The organism is Rahnella sp. RFA10(1/100) (assembly GCF_004195115.1).
Lineage (GTDB): Bacteria > Pseudomonadota > Gammaproteobacteria > Enterobacterales > Enterobacteriaceae > Rahnella > Rahnella perminowiae.
In genome coordinates this window covers 1,430,506-1,451,614 of the sequence record NZ_SEWR01000001.1, presented here as the reverse complement: position 1 = coordinate 1,451,614, position 21,109 = coordinate 1,430,506, and the positions used below count along the sequence as shown (strand labels likewise).

At 45.1% G+C, this 21,109-nt stretch carries 19 protein-coding genes and 2 pseudogenes; 11 read left to right on the top strand and 10 right to left on the bottom strand.

Features of this window, described 5'->3' with window-relative positions:
• Positions 1-6: 6 nt before the first annotated feature.
• From ETV65_RS06700 to ETV65_RS06690, 3 genes and pseudogenes are all read right to left on the bottom strand, one after another.
• Positions 7-981, bottom strand: coding sequence for a dynamin family protein (locus tag ETV65_RS06700; protein WP_129952091.1), 975 nt, complete (start codon positions 979-981; stop codon positions 7-9).
• Between the two features lie 9 nt (positions 982-990).
• Positions 991-1,887 (bottom strand): WYL domain-containing protein, encoded by an 897-nt coding sequence (locus tag ETV65_RS06695; protein ID WP_129952090.1) that lies wholly within the window; start codon positions 1,885-1,887, stop codon positions 991-993.
• Positions 1,888-2,533: 646 nt separating this feature from the next.
• Positions 2,534-3,222, bottom strand: a pseudogene (locus ETV65_RS06690) (site-specific integrase); the annotation flags it as partial.
• Between the two features lie 111 nt (positions 3,223-3,333).
• Between ETV65_RS06690 and ETV65_RS06685 the strand changes: the two are divergent.
• Positions 3,334-3,543, top strand: coding sequence for a hypothetical protein (locus tag ETV65_RS06685; protein ID WP_129952089.1), 210 nt, complete (start codon positions 3,334-3,336; stop codon positions 3,541-3,543).
• Positions 3,544-3,564: 21 nt separating this feature from the next.
• Here ETV65_RS06685 and ETV65_RS06680 read toward each other — a convergent pair whose 3' ends face one another.
• Positions 3,565-4,647, bottom strand: a complete 1,083-nt coding sequence (locus tag ETV65_RS06680) for an acyltransferase (protein WP_129952088.1) — start codon at positions 4,645-4,647, stop codon at positions 3,565-3,567.
• A 297-nt stretch (positions 4,648-4,944) separates the two neighbouring features.
• On the opposite strand from ETV65_RS06680, the gene ETV65_RS06675 reads away from it, so the two are divergent.
• Entirely contained in the window at positions 4,945-5,214 is a 270-nt protein-coding gene (locus ETV65_RS06675) for a hypothetical protein (RefSeq protein ID WP_129952087.1), read from the top strand.
• A 181-nt stretch (positions 5,215-5,395) separates the two neighbouring features.
• On the opposite strand, the pseudogene ETV65_RS06670 reads toward ETV65_RS06675, so the two are convergent.
• Positions 5,396-5,598: pseudogene (locus ETV65_RS06670) on the bottom strand (integrase); the annotation flags it as partial.
• A gap of 222 nt (positions 5,599-5,820) precedes the next feature.
• Positions 5,821-7,278, bottom strand: coding sequence for a hypothetical protein (locus ETV65_RS06665; protein ID WP_129952086.1), 1,458 nt, complete (start codon positions 7,276-7,278; stop codon positions 5,821-5,823).
• Between the two features lie 776 nt (positions 7,279-8,054).
• On the opposite strand from ETV65_RS06665, the gene ETV65_RS06660 reads away from it, so the two are divergent.
• A complete protein-coding gene (locus ETV65_RS06660; protein WP_129952085.1) occupies positions 8,055-8,267 on the top strand; it encodes a hypothetical protein in 213 nt (70 codons plus the stop codon).
• A 30-nt stretch (positions 8,268-8,297) separates the two neighbouring features.
• Here the strand turns inward: ETV65_RS06660 and ETV65_RS06655 are convergent, their stop codons facing one another.
• The 3 genes from ETV65_RS06655 to ETV65_RS06645 form a co-directional block, all read right to left on the bottom strand.
• Positions 8,298-9,803 carry a hypothetical protein gene (locus ETV65_RS06655; protein WP_129952084.1) on the bottom strand — a complete coding sequence of 502 codons (1,506 nt, stop codon included), beginning with the start codon at positions 9,801-9,803 and terminating at the stop codon, positions 8,298-8,300.
• Between the two features lie 487 nt (positions 9,804-10,290).
• Positions 10,291-11,004, bottom strand: a complete 714-nt coding sequence (locus tag ETV65_RS06650) for a DUF2461 domain-containing protein (RefSeq protein ID WP_129952083.1) — start codon at positions 11,002-11,004, stop codon at positions 10,291-10,293.
• Between the two features lie 172 nt (positions 11,005-11,176).
• The gene (locus tag ETV65_RS06645) at positions 11,177-11,365 is read right to left on the bottom strand and encodes a hypothetical protein (protein WP_238483579.1); all 189 of its coding nucleotides are present in this window, start codon (positions 11,363-11,365) and stop codon (positions 11,177-11,179) included.
• 509 nt (positions 11,366-11,874) lie between these two features.
• On the opposite strand from ETV65_RS06645, the gene ETV65_RS06640 reads away from it, so the two are divergent.
• The 6 genes from ETV65_RS06640 to ETV65_RS06615 all read left to right on the top strand — a co-directional run bounded on the left by ETV65_RS06640 (position 11,875) and on the right by ETV65_RS06615 (position 16,921).
• The gene (locus ETV65_RS06640; protein WP_276320332.1) at positions 11,875-13,317 is read left to right on the top strand and encodes a sugar porter family MFS transporter; all 1,443 of its coding nucleotides are present in this window, start codon (positions 11,875-11,877) and stop codon (positions 13,315-13,317) included.
• A 48-nt stretch (positions 13,318-13,365) separates the two neighbouring features.
• Positions 13,366-13,920, top strand: a complete 555-nt coding sequence (locus tag ETV65_RS06635; RefSeq protein ID WP_129952080.1) for a sugar O-acetyltransferase — start codon at positions 13,366-13,368, stop codon at positions 13,918-13,920.
• A 324-nt stretch (positions 13,921-14,244) separates the two neighbouring features.
• On the top strand, positions 14,245-14,640 hold the full coding sequence (locus tag ETV65_RS06630; protein WP_129952151.1) for a cupin domain-containing protein: 396 nt from the start codon (positions 14,245-14,247) through the stop codon (positions 14,638-14,640).
• A gap of 268 nt (positions 14,641-14,908) precedes the next feature.
• The gene (locus ETV65_RS06625; protein ID WP_129952079.1) at positions 14,909-15,988 is read left to right on the top strand and encodes a diguanylate cyclase; all 1,080 of its coding nucleotides are present in this window, start codon (positions 14,909-14,911) and stop codon (positions 15,986-15,988) included.
• Between the two features lie 24 nt (positions 15,989-16,012).
• Entirely contained in the window at positions 16,013-16,366 is a 354-nt protein-coding gene (locus ETV65_RS06620) for a hypothetical protein (protein ID WP_129952078.1), read from the top strand.
• Between the two features lie 33 nt (positions 16,367-16,399).
• Positions 16,400-16,921 (top strand): cupin domain-containing protein, encoded by a 522-nt coding sequence (locus ETV65_RS06615; RefSeq protein WP_129952077.1) that lies wholly within the window; start codon positions 16,400-16,402, stop codon positions 16,919-16,921.
• A gap of 39 nt (positions 16,922-16,960) precedes the next feature.
• Here ETV65_RS06615 and ETV65_RS06610 read toward each other — a convergent pair whose 3' ends face one another.
• Positions 16,961-17,206, bottom strand: coding sequence for a hypothetical protein (locus tag ETV65_RS06610; protein ID WP_129952076.1), 246 nt, complete (start codon positions 17,204-17,206; stop codon positions 16,961-16,963).
• Positions 17,207-17,507: 301 nt separating this feature from the next.
• On the opposite strand from ETV65_RS06610, the gene ETV65_RS06605 reads away from it, so the two are divergent.
• Together ETV65_RS06605 and ETV65_RS06600 are read left to right on the top strand one after the other, a co-directional pair.
• Entirely contained in the window at positions 17,508-19,607 is a 2,100-nt protein-coding gene (locus ETV65_RS06605; protein WP_129952075.1) for a prolyl oligopeptidase family serine peptidase, read from the top strand.
• Between the two features lie 190 nt (positions 19,608-19,797).
• Positions 19,798-20,928: an ABC transporter substrate-binding protein gene (locus ETV65_RS06600; protein WP_129952074.1), complete on the top strand. Its 1,131-nt coding sequence runs from the start codon at positions 19,798-19,800 to the stop codon at positions 20,926-20,928.
• The last annotated feature ends 181 nt before the right edge of the window (positions 20,929-21,109 follow it).

The following is a 21,109-nucleotide window of genomic DNA, read 5'->3' as shown; positions in this document are numbered from 1 at the left end:
AAAGGATTAATTATGCTGTGAAAGAAAAATTTCCAGGGTGCGAATACCGCTGTAGGCAATAAATTGAATCAACTCAGTTTTATCAAACATGTCTGACTGCTTATTTTCAGGCAGTGTCCTTTTCAATTCGGCGCGAACTTTGCGCTTAATCGCCACAGAAATATGCGATGCTTCATTCAGACTAAATTTGTTTTCTCGAAAACGCTCGAGTTCGGCCTGCAAACGATGCTTTTGATTACGCGTAATACTTTTGCGATTGAGTACTTTTTTGGCAATTAAGGATGTTTGCATCATCGCCGGTATAATGACCGGTTGCCGGTACCCTGTTTGCTCCAGATATTCTCGAGCTTTTTCAAGAAAAAGCTCTATGGTCTCGCCGCGCTCGTCATCAAGCTGATCCACTTTATTGAGGATAAAAATAATCTGGTTGCCTGATGCTAACGCCGGGCTATTTTTTATGTCTAGCAGCAGTTGCTTATCGTCAAGAGTTGCCAGTTGGGTTGCATTGAGCACATATACCAGCAGTTTTTTCCCCGGTAATGTCAGCGCTGCGTCCAATAGGTGTTTATGACTGGCATCCTGGCTGTTGTTCGGCCCTGGGGTGTCGTAAATAACCAGCGGCTTCACTGTTTTGCGCAAGCTGTCAATACGGCAATCCAGCTCGATATATTTCACTGCCTGATGACTGTTCCACTGCCTGAGCGTCGCACTTTGCACATTGTTACTACGTTCATGGCATTCGCCCTGTTGGTTGTAGCTCACTCCTTCGATGCGCTGACGTAAACTGCGGTTATGAGTAATACGTGTTAGCGTCGCCGTTGCTGCTTCATTAGCCGAAAAAAGAATTTCATTGCCAAGTAGCGCGTTAATAAGCGAAGTTTTCCCTGCACTCATTGTAGCCGCAATAATTACATTACAATGTTCCGGCCTGGTAAATAGTTTCCTGGCGGACTTTTTTTTGCTTGGTTTGTTTTCTGCCATGCCCTTACCTTATATTCCCAGATAATTTCTGATTACTTTTTCCATTTCCTGCTGTAAATTTTCAGGTGAAATAATTCTCAAGTGGGGTAACCAGTATTGCACCACAGGCAACACTTCATTTTTATGCGATACATTTGTAGATATAATTAACCCACCATCAGTCAGTTCTTTTTCTATGATCTGTCCAACTACCAAATCCCGGCGCTGAAAGTATTCAGCCACTTCAGGGGATACTTTTATTACCACTTCAAATTTTTGTTCAGTACTCCATACACTCTCTTCATTTTTCAACGTTTCCGTTAGCGCCTGAGAGCGCTCAAAGAGATCGAAAGTACAATTTAAGGCAGATATTTTACCGAGCGTGAACTTCTTAATTTTTTCTTCATGCTGCGCGGCGAGATACCAGACCCCGTTGTGGTTAATCAACTGATAGGGCTCTACGCTGTAACTTCGCTGTTCGGCGCGTTTGTAATAGCTAAATGACACACGACGACGTTCATCAATTGCCTGCTGTAAACGTGTGAAATTGTCAGTTTGCTGCTCACTTTTGATGTAGTGATGGCCCATCACAAGGATATTCTGCGTCGAAGTCGGGTAAAACATGGACTGAAGCATTTTCCTGTCCAATACTGGAAATAATCCTTTTACTCCCGCTACGCAGGCAAAAGTATCAATGCTTGAGGCATCAAACTTTCCCAGATACTCAGGACGCAGACTATAGCCATTGAGGGCAGCGTTTTTCTCTATCCCTGTGATGGAGAGTCGCTCTTCTATATCACGACGAATGGTGCGTTGATGCACCCCGTATTCTTCAGCCAGACCGCTAAGCGTTAAAGTTTCACCACGGTTAAAACGTAATAAAATATCCGCAAGACGCGTAGCCAATAAGAGATTTTTTTTGCTCATTTTTCACTTCCGTGTTGTTCATCTGTTGGTAAGCTTACATGCGCTAGTTGACAGGTTGTGTCACGTATGAAAAAACTCTGACATTAATTATTCTGTCGAAAGCTATTAAGAATAATATCGGCACTCAGGCGTAAAACTTAAGCGATTATCCCATTGTTTTACCACAGGCGTCGCCTGTATCACGGAGGGGGCGGGAGGAACTGAAGGATGAAGGGCTAGCTGAAATATCCCTTAATGCTGACTGGACTACATAGACATGGAATCGCACCAACAAAGTCGGTGCCGCGAATGAATAGACTTTCCTACGTCTGAACTGACCAGGCCAAGAAGCAAATCAAAGCACATCTACATTTGTTGAATAATAAGACGATATTCAGAGAGGTTGGCAGCGTGGTGATTCACAGTTACAATCACTAGCCTCGAAGTTGCTTATTTTTTCAGCGAAATATGATTGGGGGCCTAATTGGGGGCTCCGGCGTTTTTCGAACAGGCAAAAATACTGTAATAACAAGGGTTGTAATGGCTATATTCGAATCCTGTAGGGGACCATTTCAAATCAATTAGTTACGCCTTCTTCACTTCACCATCACCATCCAAAAGCGCCAGAGTAGTCACATGAATTGCCATAACGTCATCGATTTTTGCATGCGTGCTCGGTCAGGTGATTTGGCGACAGGTGTGCATACCTGCGTACCATCTCGATAGATTCTCAACCTCCCATTTCCTGCAGTGCAGAAAGTGGCAACCTAGCCTGGACCAACCAACTTGCCTAAATGTGTCTCAGGTCGTGGAAACGGAAATCTGTAATACCAGCCCGCTTTAAACCAGTCCTCCAGGCCGTGTTATCATCAACGCGCATCTTTCTCACCTCAGCAGTCTTTGTTCCATCAGCGCGGTGCTAGCTGAGTTATGAACAAATACGAACTTGTGGTGACGACCAATCTGCTCTTTCAGAACTTTGCATGCGGTATCATTCAGTGCGACGCCAATAGCCTTGCCCGCTTTGGCGTTCTCCGGATGTATCCACGCTACCCGTCGCTGCATACTAATCTGCGACCATTCCAAATCCAAGATCTTAGACCTGCGCACTCCTGTGGCCAGCGCGAAGATCACAATCGGTTTGAAGCCGTCCGGCATGCATTCGATGAGCGTTAATGCCTCTTCGCGTGTCAGCCATTTTATGCGGCGGGAGATTGGCTTTCTCGTCTTGATGACAGGTGCTTTGCTTAGCCACTTCCATTCATCAGCGGCGATCCGAAATAATCCGCGAATGAATGAAAGGTATTGGCTGCGCGTGGCCGCTGAAATCAGCTTCTCTTTGTACTCATCTAACGGTGATGTTGGCGGTTTCCCGGGTGGCGGTGGAGCCGGTAGTTCGTCTGGCCAGTCTTCATACGGTGCGGATAAAGGGGCTAACGGCTGCATCACACTTGAGGAGTACGCATAATGATTAAGAGTTATGCTCTCATAGCAAATGAAACAATATTAGTCGTAAACACTATTGTTGCCGATGAAACATTTCAAATTGAAGGTTATTATTTGATAGAAATATTAGATGGAATATTTTGCCAAACCGGCATGTATTATAATGAATTAGATGGGTTATTTTATTATGGCGAAGGCTTTACCACCTCTATTAGAGTCACATTGGAGTAACTCTAATAGGTTGAAATGTAATTAACTGAAATTAAGAGGTGGTGCTTTGAATCGCATGCAAATTTTACGTGATAATTTAATTGCAGGTTTTTCAATTAAAGTATGTGCAATGTTTGCAGCTATATAACAAAGTGCTATCATTAAGCTAAAGCATATAAATCTCTGCGTGTCGGTTAGTTGGTGTTTTTCAAAAAAATATTGCCTGAAAAACGTCATCAAAAGGAAGTGAATGATGTAAAGTGAATATGAGATATTACCCGCATTGTTTAAGAAAGATGATTTAAATGTAGGCCCATACTTATCAATGCATACAGTAGCGATGAGCAATGGAAGTGCAACCCAGAAACTTCCAAATAAACCAACGGGTCCAAATCCGAAAATAATAACAACCGAAATGATTACAAATAGACAAGTTAGTAATATATAGCAGGTAGTAGACTTGCCAGGTTTATGATTGAATTGCATGAAAGCCTTAGCGATCAGCATCCCAGCTATAAACTCAAAAAGGACTGTAGTACTCAATATTTTTGTTGGAACCATCCACCACTCGCTTATGTACAATTTTGCAGACATTTGAGATGAAAATGAAAATTCATGATTGAATATTAATTGCATCCCAGCGACAATAATTAAGATAATTGCAGAGCATACAGCAACGCGGTACTTTTGCGAGATTGCCATGGAGACACAAAAAATAGTATAAAAATAAATTTCATAAGTTAATGTCCATGGGGTACCCATTAAATTGAAACCGTATGCTGGTGCATTTCTGTAATTATAATCATTGTGAAACAACAGAAGTGATTTTATTAAATCCTTCCATGAGGCGTTACTATATATTGTCAGAGAAGCAATAAACCACACCACTATAAAAAGTGGGTATATCCTGAATAGTCGCTTAACTGCAAATTCTGTTACACTCTCTTTTTTCTGTGTCGCATAAGTTATAATAAAACCACTTATTATAAAAAACGTGTCTACACCAATGCCATCGGTTGTTACATATTTTTGTGCGTATTCTGGAAGTACAAAGTTATAGTGAAGAAATACAACGAGTAGAGCAGCGACCCCTCTCAAATAGTGAAGGTTATGTAGCTTTCCCATTATTTATCACTTCTCCTTATTATACATTTTGATACAACCTGCTCGCCAGACACAAGCTAATGCAACAAAAATAGCTAGCAAACCTCGAACGCCACCGGATCTTTTAAGTCTTTGCATGAAATTATACCTTTGAATTTTGTCTCAAGATTGTAGCAATAAGGCCCCTTACAAGAAACCTTCATCAATCATTCTTTCGTTGCTGATCAGGCACCTGAGATTTCTCCGGCTTTTCCCGCTTCATAATTTAAAATTATCGTGATAATGCTGTATGCATGAACAGTATTTGTGAGGTGGGTTATGGGTAAGGATTCTAATTTCGACATCGTGTATAGGGAAGAGGTGAGAGACTGGATACCGCCTGGCAGATATATCTTCTTTCAGCGACGCGAGGAGTATGGTGGTGGGTATTGGCTTGGACAAGTTTACGCCGACTGGTTCAGCTTTGTTGTGGAAGAACCGGTTTCGCTACATCGTGGCATGCAGTATCTGATATCAATAAAGAGCAATGAAGAGGGGATTATGAAATTCGATGACAGCCTGGATAATTTTATGCTGACGAGTGAGTGACAAATTAGTGACGCACCTATAGTGCCGCAAGAGTGTCACTGATATGTCATTACTTTCCTGTGTGTCACTTGTGAATGCAGGATAAGCCAGTTAAAACAGTGACTTATTGATACGCCGACGTTCTTCTAAGCCTTAGGTCACAGGTTCGAGCCCTGTAAGGCGTCCCATTCAAATCAAGCAGTTAACTGTCAGCCGTTCCCTCCCAAATTTGCGAGTGGGACAGATTTGGGACTGGAACCCCAAAAATAACGTCTATCTGCTTCGCGTGCTCCGTTAAATGATTTGTCGCCAGAAGCGCGATCGCCGTACCATCTCGAGCGACTCCCAGCCGCCCATTTCCTGAAGAACTGATCGCGGGACACCGGCCTGAATCAGCCAGCTTGCATCAGCACTAAGAAATGTCTGATAGATTCAGCTAAGCACAAGAATATGGTTTGGTAAATAAAATACTCATAGGTAGGAAATGAAATGATCAAAAAATCCTGAATCTATGGCTTGATTACATTGATACTGTTGAAGGAATAAATAAAGCTACTGAAAAAGACATACAGCCTGGTCTGTTGAACCAGGCTAAGAATAACAGAAGCTAAAATATCCGTCATATATCTAGTAATTTAAAGTTGATTTCAGCATTGCTTCATTTGGTTGAATGGTAATACAGTTTTCAGAACAATTGTTGCTATTGGAAATCACAGGGTTTTTGGGTACAGAGTATGAGAATCCCTTGCTTTTCTTAATAGTTAAAAGTATGCCTCTTGCAGCCCATGGTGCATAGACAGAGTTCTCTCCGAACTCGTCATATCTCACAATACGGGAAAAGGCACCCCAGTTACGCTTAGAGATATCTACCATAACGGCTCCGCTAAAAGATTTATCTACTTTGTTACTAATTTCAGAAGCTACGGATTCTATCTCTGATATCTGGTTAGATATCATATAGTTATTTATATTTCCTGTCGCGGTCACTCCGGCAGATGCAATCAACAGAACTGATAATACTCCAGCTCCTTTGATTCTGAAGTGTGTGAATAAAAAGTCAGAAAATTTCATTAAACCAAATAATGAGACCGCAACTATACAGATAGACATTGCAACAATGGATCTTTGTGCAGCCCAACTTTCAGATACGTATAAGTTAGGGAAGTACGACCCAGCAATAAAAACAAGCGTGAAGAGAACTTTTTTAATTCCATCTTTATTACTGTAGATATAGGCCAGGCCCATACAAAAGAAGACAAGACCAATTATAAGCATGGGTTCGCTGGCAGATATACTGTAGTTAGCCAAGGAGTTTGGTATAGCTTCACCAAAAAACCATCGGATTTTACCCGTTGGGTTATCTGTCATCGTAGAGCGAGATAATGTTTGTCCAAAAGCTAGCAGAGGGACAACTTTAATCATGATGAGGCTTGAAAGCATGCCAGAGCACATCATCACAAAAGAATTAAAAAGAACGCGGTAATTAACGGATTTTGGTGAGAGGCACTGATCTAACAAAGCAAAAGCCATAAATGCCATGCCGGCAGGTTGATATATTGCAAATGAGCAACATATAAACATCCATGATATTAACCATCTGACCAGTTTTTTGTTAAAAAAAGAAGAAGTCAAACAAGAGTAAGATAAACCACTAAACAATACAGCAAGAGTAAAAGGATAACATGTTGCCCAAGACGAATACACCTGAAAAGAAGGAAGCAAGGCAATCATCAAGGGAAATGTGAAATTATATTCGTCCCTGTTAAAAAGATGTATTTTAGTTATAAATCTGTTTATAAATACAGCAAGAGCAAAAAGAGATATCACTGAAAACGATCTCTGCATCCAAAGGTCTTCAATGCCACTAGTTATCACTCCATCTATTATTCTGAAAAGGGCAAAAAGAGGCCTGCCTGAGGATATATCAAATACATAGGGTGCATCTAAACCTGCTAATGCGTTTTCAATAGTGCCAAAATCATCCAAAAAAGCATAAGTGGATGTTAAGACACTTGAGTAAAAAGAAATTATTACTATGAAATAGGATAATAATATAAATTTTATATTGTTAAGATTTATAGGCATATGTAAATTCCATTGCTTAATGGCATCTTTTAAATGATTAATAAGTCTTTATGGTTCTTTAGGATAAGTCTTATCTCAAACGATCGCAATAATTACTGAAAATTACTTGCGGCAAGCATAGAAAAGCCCGGCAGCTGGAAGGATACAGTCTTAGTTCGTATCAGCAGATTGCGGTATAAGGTATTTAAGATTAGTGAATTATCGCGCCGGCTACCCGGCTAACACTCCATCTTTTCTTAAAGCTTTACCCATCTGTTGACTGGTACGCCTTGATCAAAAGTGCTGAATGTTACAACCATTTATTCATTCAGAATCTTCAAAGGGGCCTCATCACCATCACCATCCAAAAGTGCCAGAGTAGTCACATGAATTGCCATAACGTCGTCAATTTTTGCATGCGCGTTTGGCCTGTTGATTTAGGTATACGTGCCTGCGTACTATTACGATAGATGAGCCATCTTCCATTTTCTGCAATGCCGAAAGTGACACGCCGGCCTGAGCCCGGCAGCTTGCCTGCGTATTGCGAAGGCCATGAAATCAGTAATACCCTCCGCCTTGGTATTCTCCGCATACATAATTGTTGAGTACTACAACTCCCGTGCCGCAGTAAGTATCATGGTCGGGGACAGGCAAACCGGGTTGAAAGCCGATGCCGGAAAAATCTACAGCGGTAGCCTGTTGCTCTGTCATAAAATTCAGTCAGTAGTTGATGTTGAATTGGGAAGTGTTAAGATAATGCTTACTGGCAATAAACAATCATTTTGCAGGGTAGGGTAATGCAATCATTAGTAAACCATAATGCCATCCATGAAGAATTGCCTGTCGCGGCCAATGATGCAAATGCCTTAGCAACCACTATTGATACTATCGTAACTGCAAAGGGTATAATCCCTGCCTGTGCTGCAAAAATTTTATATGTGGCTACAGAATTCAATAATGAAACATACGATATAACAAAAAAACCGGCTTATCCTATATTTCGTTATTAACATAAGCGCCCAATAAGGGCGCCTGTATCTTTAAATGTTTGATTTAATATCGTTTGCTATTATCTGATGAACCATGCCTTTGTTGGGTAGTACAATGCTTTCCAATTCAGCGATTTCATTATTTTTATCTTCAAGACTTCCATCATTAAATTTGTCGAGGAAAAATAGAACACTAGCGAAATCATTCGCTATGTGATTGCATTTTGCAGCAAGAATTCCTAATTCGTTGAACTCAGCGTGGTTATCATTTTCAATAAAAATGGATGGTTTATGGAATAAAGGATATTCTACAATAAAGGATATACCATCGGTCACAAGGATATCGGACCAATCAAAGGAAGCAACATAATCATAATCGTAGTCCATGCTGGTATTATTCAGCGATGTCCATTTAGAAAGAAAATAATCAACATTGCTCTTTATTTCGTCAGATTTTGCCCGCATAAAATCAAAAAGGGCCGGATGCGGTCTTAATTTGATGTGAACATCGTTATTTTCTTCAGCGTAACGCAAAAAATCCAGATAATTTTTATCGAACGTACCAAATGATAGCCACCCTTGATCTACACTATGATGCGGTGCCCATAATATATTTGTAATTCCGGATTTTTTTTCAGAATCGCCAGTTTCTTTCATTTTAGTATGTATGTAATCAAGCTTCGGGTGTCCGAAGTATCTTGCGTTCACGCCGCGTAAAAGAGAGTTTTTGCACAGTTTTTCATAGGCATATTGTGTGTCGCAGTAAATCCGCCAACTATTATTGTGCAGATCCTGATTTGACTGGAAGTCAAAATCTGTTCCTGATGAAATATTTTTTACTATATTTACTGCATAATAAGGAACATAACATAATTTTGCGAAATTTATTCTGTTAGCACTGAATCCTGGTGGAATATCATGATCCCATGGCGATTGTCTAAATATAACATCAGGAGATAGTGTTGTGAGGATTGTAGAAATTTCCTTGTCAGAATAACTAGTAATTCTCATATGATTAATGCCGATTTTTGATAAGGCAGCACTGGTAATCTCTTCGCCAGAATAACCCTCTACACCAGGGAAGGATCTCGGTATGCTTGCAATGGTTACTTTTAAATCGGGATCTTGAGATAATTCAAGAAATAAATTAGCGACAGAATACCATGTATTCATATTATGAATTAAAAATAAAACATGTGGTTTGATTTTATTATATGAATTTTTCTTTGATATAATATTCAGTAAGCTAAAGATTCGCTCTGCATCCTCTCCTTTAACCGGCGATTCTAGCAGTTCTAAAACTCCAGAGGAAATAGTATCTAAAGATTTATTCGTTAATTTTAAAGTTTCTATTTGTTCTTTTAGTATTACTAATTCATCTGTAATATGAGAAAGTGCTAATTGCTCTTTTTCTTTCTCAGTAACAAAAATGTCTTGCATGTTTTTGACTGACATTAATAAATTATCAATGCCTGATTTATTTTCATTAATACCATAATGAATGTTATCAAATCTTTTAAGGAAAGGTGATAATAAATATTTAGCCAATTTTTTCATTGTTAAGCCTTATTTATGAAAATAAACTCAAATTGTCATTGAAATATACTGTAACTTAACACAATAGCTATCAAGGGTATTAGAGATTTCTTTGAGAAAACTCTTAGAAGGGGCATTGATATAAATTTCTTTGCTACCGGTCACTCAAGCATGGGAACAATGAGTGGCCTGAGTGATCCGAAATCGAGGTCCTTAACGCCTGCGCATTCCACTACGAGACCTCTGGCTGATTGCTGTTATGACGGCTTAAAATGAAATTTTGGCTGTTTGGGTATCAGGAGTCATATCTGGCTTCATGTGATCACGACTTTTACTGGGTGGCAACTGTCTTACGCAAGGGGATTCGCTAACTATCAGCGCACCGGTAAAGTGTGTCCTCCGATTTAACACGGAGGAGAGATAAGATCTTTGACTTTCCTTTTAATACAGGTATTTCAGTCAACATCTTTTATATGCCTGAACTTCAGTCCCTGTAAAAGGGCGGGGACTAAAAATCCAGTTCAAGAGCAAAACACAGGTAGGACATCAACGGCGCGCAATGTCTGAACTGTTCAGCGCAAAAATCGATAACATCAGGCTTACACAGATCCTCAAAAGCGATGTTTTTAATTGCGATAAAATCTTTGCGTTTTAATTCAGCTAACAATGGGTGATTTTTATCGAAGCCTCTTGGCGGACGACTGAGACTGTCGCCATCCATTACAAACCCGTTATCATGCAATGTTTTGAGCGCTTTTTGATAAGCATTGGGGTTTTCATCAATGCACGCGCGAATCGCGTTTAACGCTTTTGATTCCGGATGCCAGATCCCCGCTGCAATAAAACAACCGTCTTCGGCGATGTGCAGATAGAGTCCCGGAGCGTGAACATCTTTGCCCTGAAAGTGACGAAACTGAATGCCAACATTGGTTTTGTATGGCGTTTTATCTTTGCTGAACCGGCTGTCGCGCTGCGGGCGCATCAGGCTGCCGCCCACTTTTTTCGCGACGGCAGTCAGTCTCGGAGAAATGGCAATAATCTCAGGCTGCATTTGCTCGATAAAGCGCAGCGCGGGGGTTCTGAGCGTGTTCTCGTATTCATCCTGATTGGCTTTAAACCAGTCGCGGGTATTGTTTTGCGCGAGCTTATTCAGAAATTGCAGGCCGGCGGCGCTAAAGATTGTCCCAGCCGCAACCGGCGTTTTAGGTGTCTGAGTCGTCATTATCATTGAACCTTTCTTACTGCTGATGGAAGAATCAGGGAAGATCCTGACGCCTGAACCCATTCAGTGCAAACTGAAAAGTAAAAAATTTTCATGATTAAACGATGTGGGGAGCAGTGTGCTCTCAAGCCCGCCAGTGGAGTTCGGCGGGCCTTTTCATGTCTGAGACCGGTCAGTTAATCGCGGCAGTTACTTTTCCCGCTTTCCCTAACCCGCCATTCGCCCGTTCACTCAGCTCAAACAATACGGGTAATAAATGTGCGGTCGCCTTCAGATAGGCGCTGACCTGCGGGATGCCTTCCGGCGGTACTATCTCGCCATTCTCCAGCCCTTCACTCAGGCACAATAAGCCGTGACACAACCCTTCGGCAGAGTCGGATGCCAGCGCGCTGATACCATAAAGACGACCACCTGAGACGCTAGACTCGGGTGGCAGCTCAGACAGGGTTAGCGTACCGGCTTACACGAATCCGATGCTTCTTGCGAAGCCCCTGCCTGAGCCACCATTATTTGGGGTGAATCAAAGCATACGAAATTATCACATAATTTCGTCGTGTAAGTATCGGAACGCTAATTCCGGCTGCGGATCGTGCCGCAGCGGGGAAACTTTATTCCTGCTGCCGGAACAAATAAACAGGCTGGATGCATTTACAGGGAGTTGTATTCAGATTTGGAAGACATCTCGTAAGGTTCTGCTCTGCCTGTCTTTTATTCTGCCGTAATATTTCCCCGTCATCTTCTCTCCGGTGATCCCGATCACAAAAAGTCCGGCGCAGCACGATTGTGTATATATGTGCCTTTCCTGCTCTCACCCCACAGGGCACTTGTGCTTATCGTAATGACTGAATGATTTTTTTCTGATGTCCGTTGCTGTATTCCCTCTTTCCGGAGAAAAAAATGTCGTCATCTGATGTAGCAAAACTGACTGAAAGTCCGCTCAAAAATACCAAAGTAATGAACCTGTTTGTGTCTTTTGCGGCGGCGATGGCGGGGCTGTTATTCGGTCTCGATATTGGCGTGATTTCTGGTGCGCTTCCCTTTATTACTGATCATTTTGTGCTGAGCAGTCGTCAGCAGGAATGGGTTGTCAGCATCATGATGCTTGGTGCGGCGTTCGGTGCACTGGCCAATGGCTGGCTTTCTTTCCGGCTGGGACGTAAATACAGCCTGATGGCGGCGGCACTGCTGTTTATCCTCGGTTCTCTGGGCTCGGCTTTCGCTTCGAGCGTCGAAATCCTGATGGTGTCGCGCCTGATCCTCGGCTTTGCTGTCGGCATTGCCTCCTACACCGCACCGTTGTATCTGTCTGAAATGGCGTCAGAAACTATTCGCGGTAAGATGATTGCCATGTATCAGCTGATGGTGACACTTGGCATTTTGCTGGCCTTCCTTTCTGACACCGCCTTCAGCAGCAGCGGTGACTGGCGCGCGATGCTGGGCGTGCTGGCTATCCCGGCATTTGTTCTGATGATCGCCGTGTGTTTTTTACCGAACAGTCCGCGCTGGCTGGCTGCCAAAGGGCAGCATATTGAAGCCGAGCGTGTGCTGAGAATGCTGCGCGACACCTCGGAAAAAGCCCGTCAGGAACTGAATGAAATCCGTGAAAGCCTTAAACTGAAACAGGGCGGATGGGAATTGTTTAAAGCCAACGGCAACGTGCGCCGCGCCGTCGGTTTAGGCATGTTGTTGCAGGCAATGCAGCAGTTTACCGGCATGAATATCATCATGTATTACGCGCCGAAGATTTTTAACCTGGCGGGATTTACCAGTACACGCCAGCAGATGATCGCCACCATTATTGTCGGGCTGACGTTCGTGCTTGCGACGTTTATTGCCATCGGCATGGTCGATAAGGCCGGACGCAAACCGGCACTGAAAATTGGGTTTAGCGTGATTGCGCTCGGCACGCTGGTGCTGGGATATTGCCTTCAGCAGTTCAATCTGGGTACGGCCGGTACAGCACTTTCCTGGCTGTCGGTCGGTATGACCATGATGTGCATTGCCGGTTACGCCATGAGTGCTGCGCCGGTGGTGTGGATCCTGTGTTCTGAAATTCAGCCGCTGAAAAGCCGTGATTTTGGTATCACTTGTTCGACGACCACCAACTGGATTTCGAACATGATTATCGGCGCTACTTTCCTGACATTTATGGATAATATCGGTGCGGCAGGGACATTCTGGCTATACACCGCGCTGAACGTGGTGTTTGTGGTGATCACTTTCATCCTGATACCGGAAACGAAAAACGTCACGCTGGAGCAAATTGAAAGAAATCTTATGGCCGGGAAAAAACTGCGCGATATCGGGCAGTAAAGACCCCGATCCTTCATAGTGGATGTGAACTTTATCAAGGAGCAGTTGATGCGCGATTTACATAAAATGACGGGTGGGCTGGATTACCATATTAATGACGACGAATTACGCGAAATTCGTTATCAGACCCGAGATAAAGTGGACGCATTTAATGCGCTGGGCGCCCGTCAGACGGCGGAGAAAGATGCCCTGATCAGGGAAATTTTTGGGGAAGTAGGCAGCAATGTCCATTTTGAAAAAGGCATGCGCATTGACTACGGCATAAATACCCGAATCGGGAATAATGTATTCATCAATTTTAATTTTGTATTACTCGATTGCGCGCCGGTCACAATAGGGAATAACGTTTTTATCGGCCCTGATGTGCAAATTTATACCGCACAGCATCCGCTGGATATCGATTTACGTCGTGAACATATTGGCAGCGCCCGGCCGGTGAGCCTGGGTAACGATGTCTGGGTTGGCGGCGGATGCGTGATATTACCCGGTGTGACCCTCGGCGATGGCTGCACAATTGGCGCCGGAAGTGTCATCACTCGACCGGTGCCTGCGGGGGTTGTCGCCTGTGGAAATCCCTGCCGGGTGGTACGCAACCTGACGTAATTTATATCTGACAGTCTTTCAGCCATAAAAAAGCCCGCTCCAGGCGGGCTGCAAATGCAAAAAGTACAATATTTCTTAAAGTGCGGACAGAATGAGACACAACTTAAATAAAATCAATTAATTATCTTCATGAAATAAGTATCAACACTCTTTGCGTGTGTTTTGATTAAATAGTGATCGGTGCGACTAATTTTTATATCGCAGCGCATCAAGCAGCAAGGCAAACTTGCCCTCTGGTCGCAAGAAACGAACGGCGTTATGGTTTATCCCATGACGAACTTTCCAGCAGTGGTTACCGAAGCGGAGAATGAGATGACAGATAAAATGAAAATTACCAAAAGCGGTTCTGTACCTTCACAAACAGGGCCGGAAAATTATTTTACCGGCACAGTACGTATCGACGCGCCGTTCAGCGGCACCGAATCCGCCCGTGTCGGTGGCGCAACCGTGACCTTTGAACCGGGCGCACGTACCGCATGGCATACGCATCCGTTGGGTCAGACGTTGATCATCACACACGGCCGCGGCTGGGTGCAGGAAGACGGCGGCGAAATCCGCGAAATGAATGTGGGTGATATTGTATGGATCCCGGAAGGGGTGAAGCACTGGCACGGAGCTACTCCGGAGAATGCGATGACTCACATCGCGATTGCTGAATCCCTCAATGGCAGTCCGGTTGAGTGGATGGAGAAAGTGACGGAAGCTCAGTACAGTAAGTAATTTTCTGCTGTTGTGAAATTTATATCACTTTGCTCAAAGGGGAGGGTAAAAGCCGCTTTTTTGCAGCATAAGGTAAATGCTTAAAATCACGACAGCTATTTCTGTTTTTCCGGCTTTTTAACCTAAACTTTTCGGTTAACCATTGTCCTGTCTTATTTAACGCTAAAAACCCACGCTGTTCGGCCCATTAAAAACACCGCTTTCAGTAGCTCTGAGATCAGTAACTCGACTAATATAAATAAAAATCAACTCAAGAGCCGTTTCCCGTATGCCATATTATTCTCCAGGTGAAAGTCTCGTTCGCGAGCGCTCAGAGCGCTTCTTGCGGCGAATGTACTTAATGCGGATACTTGGCACTTTTCTTTGCTTTTTTCCTGTATTTTCGGTGCTTCTTGAACGCAATGCATCCTGGATACCCATCAGCCTGCTGGCGCTGAATGCCTTTGTCTGGCCGCATATTGCCATGCTGATTGCACAGCGTTCAAATCATCCTAATCAGGCGGAATTCCGAAACCTGGCATTCGATGCCATCGCGGGAGGCGCCTGGGTGGCGCTGATGGGGGTTTGCCCGCTGCCGTCGGCCATTATTACGGCTATTCTCATCGCTGACCGCTTTTCCGCCGGTGGCTGGCAATTGCTGCGCCGCGCCGCGTTGTTTTATTGTGCTGGTTTTATTATCTGCTGGCCATTATCGGGAATGACGTTTTACTCCACCGTTACCAACCGGACGTTGTGGCTGACGTTGCCGCTTTCCACGATTTATATTATTGCTTTCAGTGCCGCCAATTATTCTATTTCCAGAAAGCTGCGGGATAAACAACACGAGCTGGAAAAAGCCGCCCTGATGGATCCTTTTCTCGGTTTGCCTAACCGGAGGCTACTCGACCGGCGGCTGATGCTGGAGTTTGAACGCGCAAAACATGATTTATCCTGCCTGATGGTGCTGGGCGTCGATGATTTGAAAATGGTGAATGATTTGTTCGGGCGTGAAGCGGGGGATTATGTTTTGCGCTCGGTATCAGCGATTTTACGTCAGGAAACCGGGCAAAATGATTTCCCGGCTATTCTGGGGGGTGACGAATTTGTAGTAATCCTGCCGGGTATTTCCGAAGAAGAAGCGTATGCCGTGGGTTACCGGTTATTACTCAAAACCTCAGAAATACGCTTATCGCAGGATTCAGGTTTCCAGTGCTCGCTGAGTATCGGCGTGGCGACATCCCGAAATTATGATGATTATAACCAGTGGCTGGAGGCTGCCGAACGGGCATTGGTGAATGTGAAACACAATGGCAAAAACAGTATTGGCAGCGTGAGCCGGACGGATGTCTCTGCTCAGCTACACTTATAACGTTAACGTTTTCCGGGATGAGTAATGAAAAAGATCACCATGATGTGGGTTGCCGCGGCAGTCGCTGCGGGTTTACTGGCAGGCTGTTCATCTATCGATAAACCGGTTGGCGATGCTCCCTATCGCCCGGCCAATTTTGACCCTTCCTTCACCCAGGGTGAGGCAAGTTACACAACGTCCGTCTTTTCAATCCTTGAACGTCAGCGCCGTGCGGACACTTATAAAAAGATTTTCGATTTCTGTACCGGCAAATTCCAGACAATGGGGGAGAGTAATGACGGTGAGAAGGTTCATATAAGATTTACCTGCTTGCCGAAACAGACTGTACAGACGCAAAACTCGTACTCCATGCAGCAGACGTCACCTTCGTTGTACTAAAAATGACTATCGGCAACTTTATCCGGAGATTTTATGCACAAGGAAAGACCTGATTTTATCCGACACTGGACCGAACTTGAAGGTCCTGACGACGGCAATTATCCCGGTGATGATGAACTGATGTCGCTGGGTGCCCCCCTTGGCAGAGCGCTTGGCCTGACGAAAATTGGCATTCATCACGAACGTTTGTTACCGGGACGTCGTACCTGTTACGCCCACGCGGAAAGTGCTGAAGATGAATTTGTGTATGTGCTGGAAGGGCATCCTGATGCGTGGATTAATGGTTATCTGCACCCGCTGAAACCGGGCGATGCTGTGGCATTTCCGCACGGTACCGGTATCTGCCACACCTTCATTAACAACAGCGATGAGGAAGTGCGCCTGCTGGTCGTCGGCGAGGCCAACAAGCCGGAAAATCGCATTTATTATCCGCTGAATCAGGAATATGAAGCGACGCGCAAAGACCGCTGGCGGGACGTACCGGAGCAGCAATTTGGTGATCATGACGGCCTGTCGGATTTGCATCGTGAGCAAAAGAAAAAACCGGTCAGTTGAATACCGGCTTTTCTCGTGAAGACGTGCTTTTAAGCCCATTTACTGAATGGAGAGCGATTGCCAGCGCTGCTGACAATACGGCATCATTCGGTGAATTTTCAGGCTCTGTGCCTGATGACGGTTCAGTGAATAGCCCTCCGGCGTAATTTCTAACGTGTCGCCGGTTTGCAGCTTAAAGTCATTATCAACGGACAAAATCAGCTTCAGGTTTTTAAAAGCCTGAATGCAGATATATTTCAACCCGCTCTGTGGGATATTCAGGATTTCTATGATTTTCCATTCCATACGCGCACTCCTTTTCTGTTACTGCCTGATTTTTCGTTTCCCTTTTCTACATCAGTTCCCTGTCATTTTTTGTCATCACAAGGTAATGATTTCTTTATAGGCGTTCCTGTTATTTCAATGCTTGAAGTGACTCACAAAAAAGGATTGCAGAAACTCCTGCAGATCGCAGAATGGATTATTTAAGAAAATAAACGCGATTTTCGGAAGGTTATTCCGAACCTGACAGAAACGTAAAAGACTTGAAATCACTATCAGAAAACAGGTATTTCTGAACTCTTTATAATTTTCAGGGCTGAATATTATGACAACCGGTTCAATCTTTCCCCCACAAGATGATTTCATCTGGCTCGAAGGTTTACGCAACGAGAAAGCGCTGGAATGGGCGCGTGAGCAAAATACCATCACACTGGCCGCCTTTACGCAGGGCAAAGATTTCGACCCGCTGCGGGAGAAAGTGCTGGCAGGCCTGAACTCACCGGACCAAATCCCCGGTGTCTGGAAATGTGGCAACGACTGGTACAACTTCTGGCAGGATGCGAAGAACCCGAAGGGCATCTTACGCAAGACCACGTTGGATGAATTCCGTAAAGCCGAACCGCAATGGGAAACCGTGCTGGATATTGATGCACTGGGTAAAACTGAAGGGAAAGAGTGGGTGTTTCACGGTTTCTGGAATTTGAAACCGGATTTTGACCGTGCACTTTTAGTGCTGTCTCCGGACGGGGGGGACGCCTCTGAAGTGCGTGAGTTTGATTTACTCACTCAGGATTTTGTGACGGACGGTTTTTATTTACCGGTCGCTAAAAGCCGCATCAGCTGGATTGACCGCGATCATTTATTTGTTGCCACCGATTTTGGTGAAGGTTCCATGACCGGTTCCGGATATCCGCGTATCGTTAAAATCTGGCAGCGCGGAACACCGCTTAGTGAAGCGGTCACCGTATTCAGTGCCGAAAAGACAGACATGATGGCGGTGGGGTATCGCGATGCCCTGAAAGGATTTGAGCGCAATTATGTGGTGCGTGTCACTGACTTCTATCACCGCGAAGTCTTCCTGCTGGATGACCTTAAAAACTTAGTCAAAATCGACGTACCGGCGGATGCCAAATTCAGTACCTGGCGGGAGTGGATCCTGATCCAGCCTTCCAGTGAATGGCAGGTGAACGGTGAAAGCTGGCCATCCGGTTCGCTGCTGACCATGAATTTTGACGCCTTTATGGCGGGCGAACGTACGCTGAAACCGCTGTTTGTACCGGGTCCGCATGTTGCTCTCAGTGGTGTTACGTCAACCCGTGACCAGCTCAACGGCTATTCCTACACCCGTGATCATATTATTCTCAGCATCACGCGGGATGTCGTCAACCGGCTTGAAGTGCTGACGCCGAAAGATGGCAGGTGGCAGCGTGAACCGTTCGGTAAAGTGCCGGAACTGAGCAAAATCAATGCGTGGGGCGTGGATGATGAGACCAATGAATATTTCATGAGTGTCAGTGGTTTCCTGCAACCGGCGAGTTTGTCACTCGGAAATCTCGATAACGGTACGGACGTTGCAGCCGAACTGCTGAAACAAGATCCTTCGCATTTCGATGCCACCCGTTATCAGGTCAGCCAGCATTTCGCGGTGTCCGACGACGGTACCCGTGTGCCGTATTTTGTCATCTCGTCCAAAGACGTGGCGTATGACGGCAGAAATCCGACGCTGCTGTATGGCTACGGCGGTTTCGAGGTCTCACTTGAGCCGTATTATCTTGGCGTCAGTGGCGTGGCGTGGCTCGATCGCGGCGGCGTGTTTGTGGTGGCGAATATACGTGGCGGTGGTGAGTACGGACCGGAATGGCATAAAGCGGCGCTGAAAGAAAAACGTCTGCGCGCTTATGAAGATTTCGCGTCTGTGGCGAAGGCACTGATTGCCAGCAAAATCACCTCACCGGCCCACCTGGCGGCGCAAGGCGGCAGCAACGGCGGCTTGCTGGTTGGCAATATGCTGACGCGCTACCCGGAATTATTCGGGGCCATCGTGTGTGAAGTGGCGCTGCTGGATATGTACCGGTACACGCAAATCTCGGCAGGCGCGTCGTGGATTGCTGAATACGGCGACCCGCAGAAACCAGAAGAGTGGGCATTTATCCGCGAATTTTCGCCGTATCATAATATCGATCCGACAAAAAAATATCCGCCGGTATTGTTCTCAACAGCGACCAGTGATGACCGTGTCGGGCCTGACCATGCACGTAAAATGGCAGCGAAAATGCAGGCGCTGGGTATTCCGGATGTCTATTTTTACGAGAATACGGACGGCGGCCACAGTGCGGCGGCTGACAAAAAACAATCCGCGTTTAAACGGGCGATGGTGAGCGAATTCCTGCTGCACTTTATCGGCCGTGACAAAGCCGCCGGTTGATATAACCTGTGAGAGTCTGATGTAAAACGGGATGCCTTGCGGTATCCCGTTAATATTTCGACATGTTTTATCCCTTCATATCGGCTTTAAAAACGTTGCTCCTTCCACCTTTCCTTGTTTATTATTTCGGCCTGAATTGATAACAATTATCAAAATCATTTTTTATTCATTCTCATTTTCAGGTGATCGTATGTTAAAGAACACTGCACGTGTGCTGGCTGTTACCGGTCTGATGGCGACTTCCTTCGCCAGTTTTGCTACCACCTATCCGCTGACGGTCACGGATATGGCCGGCCAGAAAGTCATCATTGATAAAGCACCTCAGCGGATTATTTTGCAGGACGGACGCGATCTTCTGGCCCTGGCCGTGTTAGATAAAGCCAATCCTTTTCAGCATGTAGTAGCCTGGAATAATCTGCTGAAGAAAAGCGACAGTGGCACCTGGGATATGCTGAAAAGCAAATGGCCTGAATCGGCGAAAATTCTCGATATGGGATTCAATGATAAAGGGCAGGTGGATCTGGAAACAGTAATCGCTAAAAAACCGGATCTGATGATTGCGCAATTGCGGGCGAAAGATTCACTGGCTCAGGCGGGCGTACTGGATAAACTTGCCGCGCTGCATATCCCTGTGCTGTTTGTCGATTATGAATTGGATCCGGCAAAAAATACCGCGCCAAGTATTGAGCTGCTTGGCAAAGTGATGAATCAGGAAGACAATGCCCGCGCTTATACCACATTCTATAATCAACATTTCCAGGCTATTCAGAAAGCCGTCTCGGCGATTCAAACCAGGCCGCATGTCTTTATCGAGCCGATTGCCGGTCGTGACGACTCCTGCTGTTTCACCCACGGTAATGCAGGATGGGGAAAACTTATCCAGGCGGTAGGTGCCAGTAACATCGGCTCCAAACTGCTGCCCGGCGCATCAGGCACTGTTTCTCTGGAACAGGTGATCAGCATGAAGCCGGACGTTTACATCATGACCGGTTCGGCGCGTCCGAAAAGCGGTTCCGTGACGCACATTCTGCCGTTCGGCTACGGCGCAGATGAAGCGGATGTGGAGAAAGAGGCTAAAGTGCTGCTTTCACGCACCGGCGTGGCGCAAATCCCTGCAGTGAATGCGGGCCGTGTTTATGGTGTTTATCACCAGTTCTACAACCATCCGTATAATATTGTCGGCATGGAATACCTGGCGAAGTTTATTTATCCGCAACAGTTTAAAGATCTGGACCCGGCGAAGACTTACCACGACATCGTGCGTAACTATACTAATCTGCCGGATCAGGATTTCATCTTCGGCTGGACCCCGAAAAAGTAAGTACAGATATTTTCCCCGCCTGTGGCCTCACAGGCGGATTTGCAACCCCTCAGCGCGTTTTCCTCACTAACTTTAGCTCCGTCACATTTGTTGACACTCCGTTAATTCATACAAAAATATAACTGTATTACTGTATCTGTATAACGCCGACTGGCGTCGTTTCTGACGCAGTGCGACACAT

Bases quoted from the DNA above. Each gene is read 5' to 3' on its own strand.
- ETV65_RS06700 (WP_129952091.1), bottom strand. From the start codon at position 981: ATGGCAGAAAACAAACCAAGCAAAAAAAAGTCCGCCAGGAAACTATTT.
- ETV65_RS06695 (WP_129952090.1), bottom strand. From the start codon at position 1,887: ATGAGCAAAAAAAATCTCTTATTGGCTACGCGTCTTGCGGATATTTTA.
- ETV65_RS06685 (WP_129952089.1), top strand. From the start codon at position 3,334: ATGATTAAGAGTTATGCTCTCATAGCAAATGAAACAATATTAGTCGTA.
- ETV65_RS06680 (WP_129952088.1), bottom strand. From the start codon at position 4,647: ATGGGAAAGCTACATAACCTTCACTATTTGAGAGGGGTCGCTGCTCTA.
- ETV65_RS06675 (WP_129952087.1), top strand. From the start codon at position 4,945: ATGGGTAAGGATTCTAATTTCGACATCGTGTATAGGGAAGAGGTGAGA.
- ETV65_RS06665 (WP_129952086.1), bottom strand. From the start codon at position 7,278: ATGCCTATAAATCTTAACAATATAAAATTTATATTATTATCCTATTTC.
- ETV65_RS06660 (WP_129952085.1), top strand. From the start codon at position 8,055: ATGCAATCATTAGTAAACCATAATGCCATCCATGAAGAATTGCCTGTC.
- ETV65_RS06655 (WP_129952084.1), bottom strand. From the start codon at position 9,803: ATGAAAAAATTGGCTAAATATTTATTATCACCTTTCCTTAAAAGATTT.
- ETV65_RS06650 (WP_129952083.1), bottom strand. From the start codon at position 11,004: ATGACGACTCAGACACCTAAAACGCCGGTTGCGGCTGGGACAATCTTT.
- ETV65_RS06635 (WP_129952080.1), top strand. From the start codon at position 13,366: ATGCGCGATTTACATAAAATGACGGGTGGGCTGGATTACCATATTAAT.
- ETV65_RS06630 (WP_129952151.1), top strand. From the start codon at position 14,245: ATGAAAATTACCAAAAGCGGTTCTGTACCTTCACAAACAGGGCCGGAA.
- ETV65_RS06625 (WP_129952079.1), top strand. From the start codon at position 14,909: ATGCCATATTATTCTCCAGGTGAAAGTCTCGTTCGCGAGCGCTCAGAG.
- ETV65_RS06620 (WP_129952078.1), top strand. From the start codon at position 16,013: ATGAAAAAGATCACCATGATGTGGGTTGCCGCGGCAGTCGCTGCGGGT.
- ETV65_RS06615 (WP_129952077.1), top strand. From the start codon at position 16,400: ATGCACAAGGAAAGACCTGATTTTATCCGACACTGGACCGAACTTGAA.
- ETV65_RS06610 (WP_129952076.1), bottom strand. From the start codon at position 17,206: ATGGAATGGAAAATCATAGAAATCCTGAATATCCCACAGAGCGGGTTG.
- ETV65_RS06605 (WP_129952075.1), top strand. From the start codon at position 17,508: ATGACAACCGGTTCAATCTTTCCCCCACAAGATGATTTCATCTGGCTC.
- ETV65_RS06600 (WP_129952074.1), top strand. From the start codon at position 19,798: ATGTTAAAGAACACTGCACGTGTGCTGGCTGTTACCGGTCTGATGGCG.